General features: G+C 59.7%; 14 protein-coding genes. 9 read left to right on the top strand and 5 right to left on the bottom strand.

What is annotated here, in order from left to right; translation table 11 throughout:
• Nucleotides 1-58: 58 nt before the first annotated feature.
• The 6 genes from aspS (at nucleotide 59) to ruvB (ending at nucleotide 5,383) form a co-directional block, all read left to right on the top strand.
• Nucleotides 59-1,843 (top strand): aspartate--tRNA ligase, encoded by a 1,785-nt coding sequence (aspS, locus tag V8N38_RS14140; protein WP_060423918.1) that lies wholly within the window; start codon nucleotides 59-61, stop codon nucleotides 1,841-1,843.
• Nucleotides 1,843-2,289 (top strand): dihydroneopterin triphosphate diphosphatase, encoded by a 447-nt coding sequence (gene nudB, locus V8N38_RS14135; protein ID WP_019452808.1) that lies wholly within the window; start codon nucleotides 1,843-1,845, stop codon nucleotides 2,287-2,289. The genes aspS and nudB overlap by 1 nt, the downstream gene beginning before the upstream one ends.
• 20 nt (nucleotides 2,290-2,309) lie before the next feature.
• Complete coding sequence (locus tag V8N38_RS14130; protein WP_033647638.1) at nucleotides 2,310-3,053, top strand: YebC/PmpR family DNA-binding transcriptional regulator; 744 nt, start codon at nucleotides 2,310-2,312, stop codon at nucleotides 3,051-3,053.
• Between the two features lie 57 nt (nucleotides 3,054-3,110).
• Nucleotides 3,111-3,632, top strand: a complete 522-nt coding sequence (gene ruvC / locus V8N38_RS14125) for a crossover junction endodeoxyribonuclease RuvC (protein ID WP_004932367.1) — start codon at nucleotides 3,111-3,113, stop codon at nucleotides 3,630-3,632.
• Between the two features lie 112 nt (nucleotides 3,633-3,744).
• A complete protein-coding gene (gene ruvA / locus V8N38_RS14120; protein WP_060423916.1) occupies nucleotides 3,745-4,359 on the top strand; it encodes a Holliday junction branch migration protein RuvA in 615 nt (204 codons plus the stop codon).
• 19 nt (nucleotides 4,360-4,378) lie between these two features.
• A complete protein-coding gene (gene ruvB / locus V8N38_RS14115) occupies nucleotides 4,379-5,383 on the top strand; it encodes a Holliday junction branch migration DNA helicase RuvB (RefSeq protein ID WP_038877130.1) in 1,005 nt (334 codons plus the stop codon).
• A 219-nt stretch (nucleotides 5,384-5,602) separates the two neighbouring features.
• On the opposite strand, the gene znuB is transcribed toward ruvB, so the two are convergent.
• On the bottom strand, nucleotides 5,603-6,388 hold the full coding sequence (znuB, locus tag V8N38_RS14110) for a zinc ABC transporter permease subunit ZnuB (protein ID WP_038877132.1): 786 nt from the start codon (nucleotides 6,386-6,388) through the stop codon (nucleotides 5,603-5,605).
• Complete coding sequence (gene znuC / locus V8N38_RS14105) at nucleotides 6,385-7,143, bottom strand: zinc ABC transporter ATP-binding protein ZnuC (protein WP_004932357.1); 759 nt, start codon at nucleotides 7,141-7,143, stop codon at nucleotides 6,385-6,387. The genes znuB and znuC overlap by 4 nt, the downstream gene beginning before the upstream one ends.
• Before the next feature lie 78 nt (nucleotides 7,144-7,221).
• Here znuC and znuA point away from each other — a divergent pair, with 78 nt between their 5' ends.
• The 3 genes from znuA (at nucleotide 7,222) to lpxM (ending at nucleotide 10,628) form a co-directional block, all read left to right on the top strand.
• Nucleotides 7,222-8,166, top strand: a complete 945-nt coding sequence (gene znuA, locus V8N38_RS14100; protein ID WP_147840041.1) for a zinc ABC transporter substrate-binding protein ZnuA — start codon at nucleotides 7,222-7,224, stop codon at nucleotides 8,164-8,166.
• A gap of 21 nt (nucleotides 8,167-8,187) precedes the next feature.
• On the top strand, nucleotides 8,188-9,510 hold the full coding sequence (gene mepM, locus V8N38_RS14095) for a murein DD-endopeptidase MepM (RefSeq protein WP_038877136.1): 1,323 nt from the start codon (nucleotides 8,188-8,190) through the stop codon (nucleotides 9,508-9,510).
• 149 nt (nucleotides 9,511-9,659) lie between these two features.
• Nucleotides 9,660-10,628, top strand: coding sequence for a lauroyl-Kdo(2)-lipid IV(A) myristoyltransferase (gene lpxM / locus V8N38_RS14090; protein WP_147839863.1), 969 nt, complete (start codon nucleotides 9,660-9,662; stop codon nucleotides 10,626-10,628).
• A gap of 49 nt (nucleotides 10,629-10,677) precedes the next feature.
• On the opposite strand, the gene V8N38_RS14085 is transcribed toward lpxM, so the two are convergent.
• From V8N38_RS14085 to V8N38_RS14075, 3 genes are all read right to left on the bottom strand, one after another.
• Nucleotides 10,678-11,559: a leucine-rich repeat domain-containing protein gene (locus V8N38_RS14085; RefSeq protein ID WP_147839864.1), complete on the bottom strand. Its 882-nt coding sequence runs from the start codon at nucleotides 11,557-11,559 to the stop codon at nucleotides 10,678-10,680.
• A gap of 85 nt (nucleotides 11,560-11,644) precedes the next feature.
• Nucleotides 11,645-13,087 carry a pyruvate kinase gene (gene pyk, locus V8N38_RS14080; RefSeq protein WP_019452801.1) on the bottom strand — a complete coding sequence of 481 codons (1,443 nt, stop codon included), beginning with the start codon at nucleotides 13,085-13,087 and terminating at the stop codon, nucleotides 11,645-11,647.
• A gap of 190 nt (nucleotides 13,088-13,277) precedes the next feature.
• The gene (locus V8N38_RS14075) at nucleotides 13,278-14,150 is read right to left on the bottom strand and encodes a MurR/RpiR family transcriptional regulator (RefSeq protein WP_038877144.1); all 873 of its coding nucleotides are present in this window, start codon (nucleotides 14,148-14,150) and stop codon (nucleotides 13,278-13,280) included.
• Nucleotides 14,151-14,202: the final 52 nt, after the last annotated feature.

Below are 14,202 nucleotides of genomic sequence, written 5' to 3'. Positions count from 1 at the left end.
GCCGCGCGACAGGGGCGCAGTAGCCCGGCGCGGCATCGGCTGTGTAAAAGGATAGCGTATGCGTACTGAATATTGCGGGCAGTTGAATCTGTCCCACGTGGGCCAGGAAGTCACTCTGTGTGGTTGGGTCAATCGTCGTCGCGATCTCGGCGGCCTGATCTTTATTGATATGCGCGACCGCGAAGGCATCGTGCAGGTGTTCTTCGATCCGGACCAGAAAGTGGCGTTCGACAAGGCCTACGACCTGCGCAATGAGTTCTGCATCCAGATCGTCGGCACCGTGCGTGCGCGTCCGGACAGCCAGATCAATAAAGATATGGCCACCGGCGAAGTGGAAGTGTTCGCCCACGCGCTGGAAATCATCAACCGCTCCGAGCCGCTGCCGCTGGACTCCAACCAGGTCAACAGTGAAGAAGCGCGCCTGAAATACCGCTACCTGGATCTGCGTCGCCCGGAAATGGCCGAGCGTCTGAAGACCCGCGCCAAAATCACCAGCTTCGTTCGCCGCTTCATGGACAGCCACGGCTTCCTCGATATCGAAACGCCGATGCTGACCAAGGCGACGCCGGAAGGTGCCCGCGATTACCTGGTGCCGAGCCGCGTGCACAAGGGCAAATTCTACGCGCTGCCGCAGTCCCCACAGCTGTTCAAACAGCTGCTGATGATGTCCGGCTTCGATCGTTACTACCAGATCGTCAAATGCTTCCGTGACGAAGACCTGCGTGCGGACCGTCAGCCTGAATTCACCCAGATCGACGTCGAAACCTCCTTCATGACCGCCGATCAGGTACGTGAAGTGATGGAGAAACTGGCGCGCGAGCTGTGGCTGGACGTGAAGGGCGTGGATCTGGGCGATTTCCCGGTCATGACCTTCGCCGAAGCGATGCGTCGCTTTGGCTCCGACAAGCCGGACCTGCGTAACCCGCTGGAGCTGGTGGACGTGGCTGACCTGGTCAAAGACGTCGAGTTTAAAGTCTTCTCCGGCCCGGCCAACGACGCCAAAGGCCGCGTGGCGGCGATCCGCGTACCGGGCGGCGCACAGCTGACCCGCAAGCAGATCGACGAGTACGGCGCTTTCGTCAACATCTACGGCGCCAAAGGCCTGGCGTGGCTGAAAGTCAACGACCGCGCCGCCGGCATGGAAGGCGTGCAGAGCCCGATCGCCAAATTCCTCAGCGCGGACGTGCTGGAAGCGGTCCTGGCGCGCACCGATGCGCAGACCGGCGATATCCTGTTCTTCGGCGCCGACAGCTTCAAGATTGTCACCGATGCGATGGGCGCGCTGCGTCTGAAGCTGGGTCGCGATCTGGCGCTGACCCAACTCGACAGCTGGGCGCCGCTGTGGGTGGTTGACTTCCCGATGTTCGAAGAAGACGAAGAGGGCGGCCTGGCGGCCATGCACCACCCGTTCACTTCGCCGCGCGACATGAGCCCGGAAGAGCTGGCGGCAGCGCCGGTCAACGCCATCGCCAACGCCTATGACATGGTGATCAACGGTTACGAAGTGGGCGGCGGTTCGGTGCGTATTCACCGCAGCGAAATGCAGCAAACGGTGTTCAGTATCCTGGGCATCAATGAACACGAACAGCGCGAGAAGTTCGGCTTCCTGCTGGACGCGTTGAAGTACGGTACGCCGCCGCACGCGGGCCTGGCCTTCGGCCTGGATCGTCTGGTGATGCTGCTGACCGGCACCGACAACATCCGCGACGTCATCGCTTTCCCGAAAACCACCGCGGCGGCCTGTCTGATGACCGACGCACCGAGCTTCGCCAACCCGGCGTCGCTGCAGGAGCTGGCGATCAGCGTGGTAAAGAAAGCCGGTGCGGAACAAGAGAGCGAGTGATGAGTTACAAGCGCCCTGAATCTATCCTGGTAGTGATTTACGCGAAATCCAGTGGTCGGGTGCTGATGTTACAGCGGCGCGACGATACCGAGTTCTGGCAGTCGGTCACCGGCAGCCTGGAACAGGATGAGTCGCCGCCGCATGCCGCGCAGCGTGAAGTCATGGAAGAAGTCGGCATCGATATCGAAGCAGAGCACCTGCCGTTGTTCGATTGCCAGCGCTGCGTGGAGTTTGAACTCTTTGTCCATTTGCGACATCGCTATGCGCCGGGAACCACGCGCAATAAAGAGCACTGGTTCTGTCTGGCGTTGCCCGAGGAGCGCGATCCGGTGATTACCGAGCATCACGCTTACCAATGGCTTGAGGCGGCCGAGGCCGTGAAGTTAACCAAGTCATGGAGCAATCAGCAGGCGATTGAAGAGTTCGTGATCAATTCAGTCCAGTAGTTTTTTTCGGAGATTTTTTTATGGCAGGTCATAGTAAGTGGGCCAACACAAAGCACCGTAAAGCGGCGCAGGACGCCAAGCGCGGTAAAATTTTCACCAAGATTATTCGTGAGCTGGTCACGGCCGCCAAGCTGGGCGGCGGCGATCCGGATTCCAACCCGCGTCTGCGCGCGGCGATGGACAAGGCGCTGTCGAACAACATGACGCGCGACACCATGAACCGTGCCATCGCGCGAGGGGTGGGCGGCGATGATGATACCAACATGGAAACCATCATCTATGAAGGTTACGGCCCTGGCGGCACCGCCGTGATGATCGAATGCCTGAGCGACAACCGCAACCGCACCGTGGCGGAAGTGCGCCACGCCTTCACCAAATGTGGCGGCAACCTCGGCACCGACGGTTCCGTGGCTTACCTGTTCACCAAGAAGGGCGTGATCACCTACGCACCGGGCCTGGATGAAGACACCGTGATGGAAGCGGCGCTGGAAGCCGGTGCGGAAGACATCGTGACCTATGACGATGGCGCGATCGACGTGTTCACCGCCTGGGAAAGCCTGGGCGCGGTGAAAGACGCGCTGACCGCGGCGGGCTTCGAAGCCGAAGCGGCGGAAGTGTCGATGATCCCATCGACCAAGGCCGACATGGACGCGGAAACAGCGCCTAAGCTGTTGCGCCTGATCGATATGCTGGAAGACTGCGACGACGTGCAGGAAGTTTACCATAACGGTGAAATCTCCGACGAAGTGGCGGCGACGCTGTAATCCGGTAAAACGGGCGCCGCCGTTCGGCGGCGCCGTGCATGCAAGGTGGATGTAGATATGGCGATCATACTCGGTATCGATCCCGGCTCACGCGTCACCGGCTATGGCCTTATCCGCCAGCAGGGGCGTCAGTTGAGCTATATCGCCAGCGGCTGCATCCGCACGGTGGTGGACGACATGCCGACGCGGCTGAAGCTGATTTACGCCGGCGTCAGTGAGATCATCACCCAGTTTCAGCCCGATTTCTTCGCCATCGAACAGGTGTTTATGGCCAAGAACCCGGATTCGGCGCTCAAGCTCGGCCAGGCGCGCGGCGTCGCGATCGTGGCGGCGGTGAATCAGAATCTGGAAGTGTTCGAGTATGCGGCGCGGCAGGTCAAACAGACCGTGGTCGGCACCGGCGCGGCCGAAAAGGCGCAGGTACAGCACATGGTGCGCTCGCTGCTCAAACTCTCGGCCAACCCGCAGGCGGACGCCGCCGATGCCCTGGCCATCGCCATTACCCACTGCCACCTCAGCCAGAACGTGCTGCGGATGAGCGAAGGGCGGTTGAACCTGGCGCGCGGGCGTTTGCGCTGACGCAAAGCGATGATTGCTCAGGCTGGATATTCATCCAGCCTTTTTTATGTTATAAGCTTTACCAGCAACGGCATGGCAGGGCGCCATGCCCGGTCATTCTGCAGGAGGGTAAATGATAGGTCGTCTCAGAGGAAATATTCTGGAAAAGCAGCCGCCGCTGGTGTTACTGGAGGCGAACGGCGTGGGCTATGAGGTACACATGCCGATGACCTGCTTTTACGAGCTGCCGGAACTGGGGCAAGAGGCCATCGTGTTTACCCACTTCGTGGTGCGTGAAGACGCGCAGCTGCTGTACGGTTTCAACGACAAGCAGGAGCGCGCGCTGTTCCGCGAACTGATCAAGGTCAATGGCGTCGGGCCGAAGCTGGCGCTGGCGATCCTGTCGGGCATGTCCGCGCAGCAGTTCGTCAGCGCGGTGGAGCGCGAAGAGATCACTGCACTGGTCAAGCTGCCGGGCGTGGGCAAAAAAACCGCCGAGCGCCTGGTGGTAGAGATGAAAGACCGTTTCAAAGGGCTTAACGGCGACCTGTTCAATAGCAGCAGCGAGATCAGCCTGCCGTCTGCCACCGACAAAGCGCCGGATGTGGACGCGGAAGCCGAGGCCGTTTCGGCGCTGGTGGCGCTGGGCTATAAGCCGCAAGAAGCCAGCCGCATGGTCAGCAAGATTGCCAAGCCGGGCGCCGACTGCGAAACCCTGATCCGCGACGCGCTGCGCGCCGCCCTGTAAGGCCGAAAAGGGGTAGATAATGATTGAAGCCGATCGCCTGATTTCCGCCGAACCGATCAACGAAGAAGAGATCCTCGATCGCGCCATTCGTCCCAAGCTGCTGACCGAATACGTCGGCCAGCCGCACGTGCGCGAGCAGATGGAGATCTTCATTCAGGCGGCCAAGCAGCGCGGCGACGCGCTCGACCATCTGCTGATCTTTGGCCCGCCAGGGTTGGGGAAAACCACCCTGGCCAACATCGTGGCCAACGAAATGGGCGTGAATTTGCGCACCACTTCCGGCCCGGTGCTGGAGAAGGCGGGCGATTTGGCGGCGATGCTGACCAACCTCGAACCGCACGACGTCTTGTTCATCGACGAAATTCACCGCTTGTCACCGGTGGTGGAAGAAGTACTGTATCCGGCGATGGAAGACTACCAGCTGGATATCATGATCGGCGAAGGGCCGGCGGCGCGTTCGATTAAGCTCGATTTGCCGCCGTTCACGCTGGTGGGTGCCACCACCCGCGCCGGCTCGCTGACCTCGCCGCTGCGCGATCGCTTCGGCATTGTCCAGCGGCTGGAGTTTTATCAGGTGGCGGATTTGCAGCACATCGTCTCGCGCAGCGCCGGGTGCCTGGGGTTGGAACTGTCCGACGAGGGTGCCCATGAAGTGGCCCGCCGTGCGCGGGGGACGCCACGTATCGCCAACCGCCTGTTGCGCCGGGTGCGCGACTTCGCCGAAGTGCGCGCCAACGGGGTGATCAGCGGTTCGGTGGCGGCGCAGGCGCTCGATATGCTCAACGTCGATGCCGAAGGCTTCGACTATATGGATCGCAAACTGCTGCTGGCGATTATCGACAAGTTCACCGGTGGTCCGGTCGGGCTGGACAACCTGGCGGCGGCGATCGGCGAAGAGCGCGAAACCATTGAGGACGTGATCGAGCCGTTCCTGATCCAGCAGGGCTTTATCCAGCGCACGCCGCGCGGCCGCCTGGCGACGCAGCATGCCTACCGGCACTTCGGGCTCGAGCGCGAAGCATAAGTTTTCCACCCGTCATAAAAAAGGGCCGCATCTGCGGCCCTTGACGTTAATGTTGAACTTGATGACGTTACCGGGTCTATAGAAGGCGCACATAAAAAAGGAAAATCAATTCATTGATTTTCGGCTGCTCACCCCAGAGGAGGAAAAACCGCGTTTTTTCCTCCTCTGTCAGCAGTAGAAAGGGCCGCATCAGCGGCCCTTGTCATATCCTGGCTTTAATCAGGCCTGCTGTTTTTTGAACAGGCTCAGCGTGAACAGCACGGCGGCGCAGAGCACCACCGAAGGGCCGGCCGGCGTATCGTAAAACGCCGAGAAGGTCAGGCCGCCGGTGACGGCCACCATGCCGAGCAGCACCGCGACGCCGGCCATCTGTTCCGGCGTGCGCGCGAAGCGGCGAGCGGTGGCGGCCGGAATGATCAGCAGTGAGGTGATGATCAGCGCGCCGACGAATTTCATCGCCAGACCGATGGTCAAGGCGGTGACCAGCATCAATACGGTGCGTGCGCGCACCAGGTTAACGCCGTCGACGTGCGCCAGCTCCGGGCTGATGGTCATCGACAGCAGATCGCGCCACTGCCACCATAGCACCAGCAGCACCACGGCGACGCCGCCGGCGATCATCAGGATATCGCTCAGCGTGACCGACAGCAGATCGCCGAACAGGTAGGCCATCAGATCGACCCGCACGTTAGACATCAACGCCACCACCACCAGCCCGAGCGACAGGGCGCTGTGGGCCAGAATGCCGAGCAGGGTATCCACTGAAAGCTGCGGGCGGCGTTCCAGCCACACCAGGGCCAGAGCCAGCAGCAGCGTAATGGCGATCACCGCATAGAAGGGATTGATGTCCAGCAGCAGACCAAAGGCGACGCCGAGCAGCGAGGCGTGCGCCAGGGTATCGCCAAAGTAGGACATGCGACGCCAGACCACGAAGGAACCCAGCGGCCCGGCGGCGCCAGCCAACAACACGCCAGCCAGCCAGCCGGGAAGTAACAGTTCAATCATGCTTCGCGGCTCCCGGTTTTCTTCAAGACAATTCTTCCCTGCAGGTCGTGACGGTGGTTGTGATGGTGGCGATACACCGCCAGTTGCTCTGCGCCGCGGTTGCCGAACATGGCGATGAATTCGGGATGCATCGACACCACCTCCGGTGCCCCGGAGCAGCAGATGTGCTGATTGAGGCACAAGACCTCGTCGGTTTTCGCCATCACCAGATGCAGATCGTGCGAGACCATCAGCACGGCGCAGCCCAGCTCTTTACGCAGCTGATCGATGAGATCGTACAGCGCCAGCTGGCCGTTGACGTCCACCCCTTGCGTGGGTTCGTCCAGCACCAGCAGCTGCGGTTTGTTCAGCAGCGCTCGCGCCAGCAGCACGCGTTGGTTTTCGCCCCCGGAGAGCTTTTGCATCGGCTGGTCGAGCAGGTGGGCGGCGTGCACGCGCTTGAGCGCCGGCAGAATGTCGGCTTTCTTTACGCCGGGCTTGAGACGCATAAAGCGGCTGACGGTCAACGGCAGGGTGGCGTCGAGGTGCAGCTTTTGCGGCACGTAGCCAATGCGCAGATCGGGCTCACGCTCCAGCGTGCCGGCGGTCGGTTTGACCAATCCCAGCACCACGCGCACCAACGTAGACTTGCCCGCGCCGTTCGGGCCCAGCAGCGTGAGAATACGGCCGGGTTGCAGGCTGAGGGAAATGTTCGACAGCACCTTGCGGCTGCCGAAGGCGACGGAGATATTTTTTAGCGTTATCAGTGTAGACATCTCGAGATTACAGGTTGCAGAACGAAGCGAATGTTATAATATCACGCCTTGTTGATGAAAACGATGGGATTACTGATGATGGCAAAGAAAAATAAATGGCTGCAGCGCACGCTGCTGGCCAGCGCACTGTTGATGGCCGGCCCGCTGAGCAGCGCTTCCGCTGCGGTGGTGACCTCGATTCGTCCGCTAGGCTTTATCGCATCGGCCATCGCCGACGGCGTGACGCCGACCGAGGTGTTGCTGCCGGACGGCGCTTCACCGCACGATTTTGCGCTGCGCCCTTCCGATATCCAGCGTTTGCGCTCTGCGGACCTGGTGCTGTGGGTTGGGCCGGACATGGAGGCGTTCCTGAACAAGGCGCTGGTGCCGATCTCGGCAACCCGCAAACTGGCCATCAGCGAACTGCCGGCGGTGAAGCCGTTGCTGATGAAAGGCGAAGATGACGACGATCATGATCATGCAGGCGAAGCGCATAACCATGCCGATGACGATCATGGGCATCATCACGGCGAGTACAATATGCACGTTTGGCTGTCGCCGGAGATAGCAAAAGTGACCGCGATCGCGATTCACGACAGATTGTTGGAACTTATGCCGCAAAATAAGGACAAATTAGACGCAAACCTGCGCCAGTTCGAGAATCTGCTGACGCAAACTGACAAAAATGTTGGTAACATGCTTACGCCTGTGCAAGGTAAGGGTTATTTTGTTTTTCATGATGCTTACGGCTACTTTGAGAAACACTACGGTTTGAGTCCGCTGGGCCATTTCACCGTCAATCCCGAAATTCAGCCTGGAGCACAGCGCCTACACCAAATTCGAACACAGTTGGTTGAGCAGAAAGCGGTATGCGTTTTTGCTGAGCCACAATTCAGGCCGGCCGTAATCAATGCCGTCGCCAAGGGTACCAAAGTGCGTTCCGGAACGCTGGACCCGCTGGGCATCGGCATCGCGCTGGGGAAGGACAGCTACGGGAAATTCCTGACTCAGATGTCAAACCAGTACGTGAGCTGCCTGAAGTAAAGCTTATGAGGATAATATCGAGTGCAGCAGATAGTCCGAACTATCGCTCTGGCGTATAACAACCTGCCACGGCCCCACCGCGTCATGCTGGGGTCGCTGACAGTCGTCACATTGGCCGTCGCTGTTTGGCGGCCTTTTGTTTACCACCCAGAACACAACCCCATTGCCAAGAGCGTCGAGTTAGAATCCAGCCAGATGCGGTCATTGCTCCCTGAAGCCAGTGAACCGATTGATGCCGACCAACCCACCCCCGATGACGAAATCCCGCAGGATGAGCTGGATCAGAAAGATGCCGGCGACGATGGCGTGCATGAATATGTGGTTTCCACCGGCGACACCCTCGGCAGCATTCTGACGCAGTACGGCATCGATATGTCGGATGTCACCTTGCTGGCTTCGCAAAACCGCGATCTGCGTAATCTGAAGATCGGCCAACAGCTGTCGTGGACCGTCAATGATGCGGGCGATCTGCAGCAGTTGACCTGGGAAGTTTCCCGCCGCGAAACCCGTACCTATGACCGCGTCGGCAATAGCTTCAAAGAGTCGAAAGAGGCGCAGCAGGGTGAATGGCGCAACAACGTGATCAGCGGCCGGGTCAACGGCAGCTTCGTCAGCAGCGCCGGCGACGCCGGACTGAGCCGTAACGAAATAAATGCGGTGATCAAGGCGCTGCAGTGGCAGCTCGATTTCCGCAAGCTGCGCAAAGGCGACCAGTTCTCCGTGCTGATGTCGCGCGAGCATTTCGACGGTAAGAAATCGCAAAGCCAGCTGTTGGGCGTGCGTCTGCGCACCGGCGGCAAAGATTACTATGCGATCCGCGCCGAAGACGGCAAATTCTACGATCGCCAGGGCTCTGGCCTGGCGCGCGGCTTCATGCGTTTCCCGACCATGAAACAGTTCCGCATCTCCTCCAACTTCAACCCGCGTCGCGTGAACCCGGTGACCGGCCGCGTGGCGCCGCACAAGGGCGTCGATTTTGCCATGCCGGTCGGCACGCCGGTGCTGGCGGTCGGCGACGGTGAGGTGGTGATCGCCAAACGCAGCGGCGCGGCGGGCAACTATGTGGCGATCCGTCACGGTCGCCAGTACACCACGCGCTATATGCACCTGAAAAAACTGCTGGTGAAACCGGGCCAGAAGGTGAAACGCGGCGATCGCATTGCGCTTTCCGGCAACACCGGGCGCTCCACCGGGCCGCACCTGCACTTTGAACTGTGGACCGGCCAACAGGCGGTGAACCCGCTGACGGCCAAGTTGCCGCGTTCCGAAGGGCTGAGCGGCAAAGACCGCAGCGATTATCTGGCGCAGGTGAAGGAAGTGGTTCCTCAGCTGCAGCTGGATTAATACCCCCTTTTTCCGGCGCTTCGGCGCCGTCAATTTCATCGGCCTGATTGCGGGCCGATGCTGTTTTATCTGGGCGGTTCGCGGTTGTTAATTGCAAAATCGGTGATGGCAATTATGATTAGCCGAATCGCTAAGCAAAGAGCATGTGCATGCAAAACGAGAAGAAATCGAACGTAGAGTTCATCCCGCAGTTTCAGAAAGCCTTTTTATATCCGCGCTACTGGGGCGTGTGGTTGGGAACCGGCCTGATGGCCGGCATTTCGCTGGTGCCTGCGCGCCTGCGCGATCCGGTGCTGGGGGCGGTCGGCAAACTGGCCGGCAAGCTGGCGAAGGGCGCACGCCGTCGTGCCCGCATCAATTTGCTTTATTGCTTGCCGGAGCTGCCGGAAAGCGAACGTGAGCACATCATCGACCAGATGTTCGCCTGCGCGCCGCAGTCGATGGTGCTGATGGCGGAACTGGCCTGCACCAAGCCGGAGAAAGTGCTCAAGCGCGTGCGTTGGCACGGTGAAGAGGTGCTGGACAAGGTCCGGGCGGAAGGGCGCAACGTCATTTTCCTGGTGCCTCACGGCTGGGCGGTGGATGTGCCGGCGATGCTGATGGCCGCGCGCGGCCAACCGATGGCCGCGATGTTCCACAATCAGCGTAATCAGCTGATCGACTACCTGTGGAATGCCGTGCGGCGTAAATTCGGCGGCCGCATGCACGCGCGCAACGACGGCATCAAACCGTTTATCAGTTCGGTGCGGCAGGGGTATTGGGGCTACTACCTGCCCGATCAGGATCATGGCGCGGAGCACAGCGAGTTCGTCGATTTCTTCGCGACCTATAAGGCGACGCTGCCGGCGGTAGGCCGGTTGATGAAGGTGTGTCGTGCGGCGATCGTGCCTTTATTCCCGGTGTACGACGGCAAAACCAGCATGCTGGACATTTATATCCGCGAGCCGATGGATGACCTGGCCGAAGCCGACGATCCGCGCATTGCCCGCCGCATGAACGAAGAGGTGGAAAATCTGGTGGGCCCGAACCCGGAGCAGTACACCTGGATCCTCAAACTGCTGAAGACGCGCAAGGAAGGGGAGATTGAACCTTACTCGCGCGACGATCTGTATCGTTAATCCTGTCTACCGCTAACGCCGGCCGGGCCACAACCCGGCCGGCGTCTCTTCAGATGTGCACCAGACAGCCGCGAGCCCGCAGGATGTCGACGACTTTAGGCGTGCGGGTGAAATCATTCCAGCGCAGGTCCAGCTTGCGCAGGCGGCTCAGTTCGCCGAGGCTTTCCGGCAGGTCGCTCAGGCGGTTGGCGCGCAGGTCCAGACTTCTCAGCGCCGTCAGCTGGCCGATATTTTCCGGCAGACGCGTCAGCTGATTGAAACGCAGGTTCAACTCGCTCAACCGCGGCAGCCGGCAGAAGGCCAGCGGCAGCTCGGCGATGGCATTGTTAGCTGCGTCGAGTATCTCCAGCTCACCGAGCTGAGCCATTTCCGCCGGCAGCGAAGTCAGGGCATTTTTCATGATATGCAGTTCGCGCAGCGCGCGCAGTTGCCCAATTTCGGCGGGTAGGCTGCCGATGCGATTGTTGTATAAACGCAGCTCTTGCAATGCCGCAAGCCTCGGTATCGCCTGAGGCAAAACGGCCAGGCGGTTGTCGGTCGCATTGAGATAGATGAGTTGCTGCAGCTGCGCCAGCGAGCGCGGCAGATCGCTAAAGCCGTTATCGCTCAGATAGAGGTATTTCAACCGATGCAGCTGCCCCAGTTCTTCGGGGAGTTCGCTTGCGCGATTGTGGCCAAAATCGAACATCTCGAGCTGTTGCAGCTGGCCAATCTCCGGCGGCAGGCGGTCGAGCTGATTACAGGAGATATTCAGCACCCGCAGATTTCGGTGCCGGAAGATCGAGGCGGGGAAGGCCGTCAGCTGATTGTCGTACAGGCTAATCTTGCGCAGCGCGTGGCCGGCTAACGGCGACTCGTCGAGCTGCGTCAGGCCGTGGCCGTCGAGATCGAGCTCATCACCGCTCGCTGCGGGAGTGTGTTGGTGGAGCATGGCGTTCTCCGTCTTTTATGGCGGTGTCAGGGCAAAAAAAATGCCGGCCAACGTGAGCCGGCCGGCATTTCGTCTGCGGCGTGGATTACTCGACGCGCAGGATACGGCTGGTATTGGTGGTGCCGACGGTTTCCATCACGTCGCCCTGGGTGACGATCACCAGATCGCCGGAGACCAGGAAGCCTTTGTCGCGCAGGCGATTGACGGCTTCATTGGCGGCGATCACGCCGTCTTTGTGGCTGTCGAAATACACCGGCGTCACGCCGCGATACAGCGCGGTCAGGTTCAGCGTGTGCTCATGACGCGACATGGCGAAAATCGGCAGACCGGAGCTGATGCGCGACATCATCAGCGCGGTGCGGCCGGACTCTGTCATGGCGATCAGCGCAGTAACGCCTTTCAGGTGGTTGGCGGCATACATCGAAGACATGGCAATCGCTTCTTCGATATTGTCGAACTGCACGTCCAGGCGGTGTTTGGAGACGTTGATGCTTGGGATCTTCTCGGCGCCCAGACAAACGCGCGCCATCGCCGCCACGGTTTCCGCCGGGTATTGGCCGGCGGCGGTTTCCGCCGACAGCATAACGGCGTCGGTGCCGTCCAGTACGGCGTTGGCCACGTCCATGACTTCGGCGCGGGTCGGCATCGGGTTGGTGATCATCGACTCCATCATCTGGGTCGCGGTGATCACCGCGCGGTTCAGGGTACGGGCGCGGCGGATCAGTTTCTTCTGAATGCCGACCAGTTCCGGATCGCCGATTTCAACGCCGAGGTCGCCACGGGCAACCATGACCACGTCGGAGGCCAGAATAATGTCGTCCATCGCTTCGTCGCTGCAGACTGCTTCGGCGCGCTCAACCTTGGACACGATCTTGGCGTTGCAGCCGGCGTCGCGCGCCAGGCGACGAGCATAGTTCAGGTCTTCACCGGTACGCGGGAAGGAGACCGCCAGGTAATCGACGCCAATCTTGGCGGCGGTCACGATGTCTGCCTTGTCTTTCTCGGTCAGCGCTTCGGCCGACAGGCCACCGCCGAGTTTGTTGATGCCCTTGTTGTTGGACAGCGGGCCGCCGACGGTGACTTCGGTAAACACTTTCATGCCCTGAACTTCGAGCACTTTCAGCTGAACGCGGCCGTCGTCGAGCAGCAGGACATCGCCCGGCACCACGTCGGCAGGCAGGCCTTTATAGTCGATACCGACTTTTTCTTTATCGCCTTCGCCTTTTGACAGGTTGGCGTCCAGCAGGAATTTATCGCCCACGTTGAGGAAGATTTTGCCTTCCTTGAAGGTGGATACGCGGATTTTCGGCCCTTGCAGATCGCCGAGGATAGCGACGTGACGTCCCAGTTTGGCGGCGATTTCACGCACTTTGTCAGCGCGAGCCTGGTGGTCTTCCGGGCTGCCGTGGGAGAAGTTAAGCCGAACTACGTTGGCGCCGGCGGCAATGATCTTTTCCAGATTATTGTCGCGGTCTGTAGCCGGACCCAGGGTGGTAACGATTTTGGTTCTTCTGAGCCGTCTGGACATGTATTACTCCGTTGACTGGTGAAGCAAATATTGGTGTTGCGATAAACGTCGGATAACGAAACCAGGCGTGAAATGTAATTTTACAACACTGATATTTCACCCGGGTTACCCGCATGAGCATATTAACAGGGTACAGTCTCTGATGCCGTCATTCAAATGTCTGTTGAACGGCGATTTTTTCTTCGTCAGGTCACGAGTCAAAACTGTTGGGAATGACCACCCCTTTATCAAAGCGCGATTCTTTGAGCGCTTCTTTGACCCGCTTCAAGTTATCTCTGAATTTAGCCCCTCTACGCAAGGTAAATCCGGTGGCGAGCACGTCAATGAGCGTTAATTGCGCGATCCGCGACACCATCGGCATGTAAACGTCGGTGTCTTCGGGCACATCGAGCAGCAAAGGGAGGGTCGCCGCCTGAGCGAGCGGGGTGTCGCGCGAGGTGATAGCCAATACCGTGGCGTCGTTTTCTCGCGCCAGGTGGGCCATCTCCACCAGATTCTTGGTGCGGCCGGTGTGTGAGATCAACACCACCACGTCGCCTTCGCCGGAGTTCATGCAGCTCATGCGTTGCATGACGATGTCATCGAAGTAGACCACCGGGATATTGAAGCGGAAAAATTTGTTCATCGCGTCGTGCGCCACCGCCGCGGAGGCGCCCAGGCCGAAGAAAGAGATCTTTTTTGCCTGGGTGAGCAGGTCAACCGCACGATTGATTGCGGCAATATCCAAATTTGCCTTTACTGTATCCAGGCTGGCCATGACCGATTCGAAGATCTTGCTGGTATAGGAATCGACGCTGTCGTCTTCCTCAACGTTACGGTTTACGTAGGGCGTGCCGTTAGCCAGGCTTTGGGCGAGGTGCAGTTTGAAATCGGGAAAGCCTTTGGTATCAAGGCGGCGGCAAAAGCGGTTGACGGTAGGTTCGCTGACGTCGGCCATGCGCGCCAGCGTGGCAATGCTGGAGTGAATGGCGGTCTGTGGGGAGGCCAGGATCACCTCGGCGACTTTCCTTTCAGATTTGCTCAGGAGTTCCAGATGGCTCTGGATTTTGTCCAGCGTATTCATATAACGAGAGTCACTCATGGTTTTATCCCTGTGGCTTTCAAGCAACAGCGCC

The organism is Serratia nevei (assembly GCF_037948395.1).
GTDB lineage: Bacteria > Pseudomonadota > Gammaproteobacteria > Enterobacterales > Enterobacteriaceae > Serratia > Serratia nevei.
Note: the sequence above shows the minus strand (reverse complement) of the source record. Positions and strands in the feature narration are given on the sequence as shown.

What these genes read in the sequence shown, in the direction of transcription:
- V8N38_RS14075 (WP_038877144.1), bottom strand. Translation starts at nt 14,150, where the DNA reads ATGAATACGCTGGACAAAATCCAGAGCCATCTGGAACTCCTGAGCAAA.
- znuB (WP_038877132.1), bottom strand. Translation starts at nt 6,388, where the DNA reads ATGATTGAACTGTTACTTCCCGGCTGGCTGGCTGGCGTGTTGTTGGCT.
- lpxM (WP_147839863.1), top strand. Translation starts at nt 9,660, where the DNA reads ATGCAAAACGAGAAGAAATCGAACGTAGAGTTCATCCCGCAGTTTCAG.
- ruvC (WP_004932367.1), top strand. Translation starts at nt 3,111, where the DNA reads ATGGCGATCATACTCGGTATCGATCCCGGCTCACGCGTCACCGGCTAT.
- znuA (WP_147840041.1), top strand. Translation starts at nt 7,222, where the DNA reads ATGGCAAAGAAAAATAAATGGCTGCAGCGCACGCTGCTGGCCAGCGCA.
- pyk (WP_019452801.1), bottom strand. Translation starts at nt 13,087, where the DNA reads ATGTCCAGACGGCTCAGAAGAACCAAAATCGTTACCACCCTGGGTCCG.
- znuC (WP_004932357.1), bottom strand. Translation starts at nt 7,143, where the DNA reads ATGTCTACACTGATAACGCTAAAAAATATCTCCGTCGCCTTCGGCAGC.
- nudB (WP_019452808.1), top strand. Translation starts at nt 1,843, where the DNA reads ATGAGTTACAAGCGCCCTGAATCTATCCTGGTAGTGATTTACGCGAAA.
- ruvA (WP_060423916.1), top strand. Translation starts at nt 3,745, where the DNA reads ATGATAGGTCGTCTCAGAGGAAATATTCTGGAAAAGCAGCCGCCGCTG.
- ruvB (WP_038877130.1), top strand. Translation starts at nt 4,379, where the DNA reads ATGATTGAAGCCGATCGCCTGATTTCCGCCGAACCGATCAACGAAGAA.
- aspS (WP_060423918.1), top strand. Translation starts at nt 59, where the DNA reads ATGCGTACTGAATATTGCGGGCAGTTGAATCTGTCCCACGTGGGCCAG.
- V8N38_RS14085 (WP_147839864.1), bottom strand. Translation starts at nt 11,559, where the DNA reads ATGCTCCACCAACACACTCCCGCAGCGAGCGGTGATGAGCTCGATCTC.
- V8N38_RS14130 (WP_033647638.1), top strand. Translation starts at nt 2,310, where the DNA reads ATGGCAGGTCATAGTAAGTGGGCCAACACAAAGCACCGTAAAGCGGCG.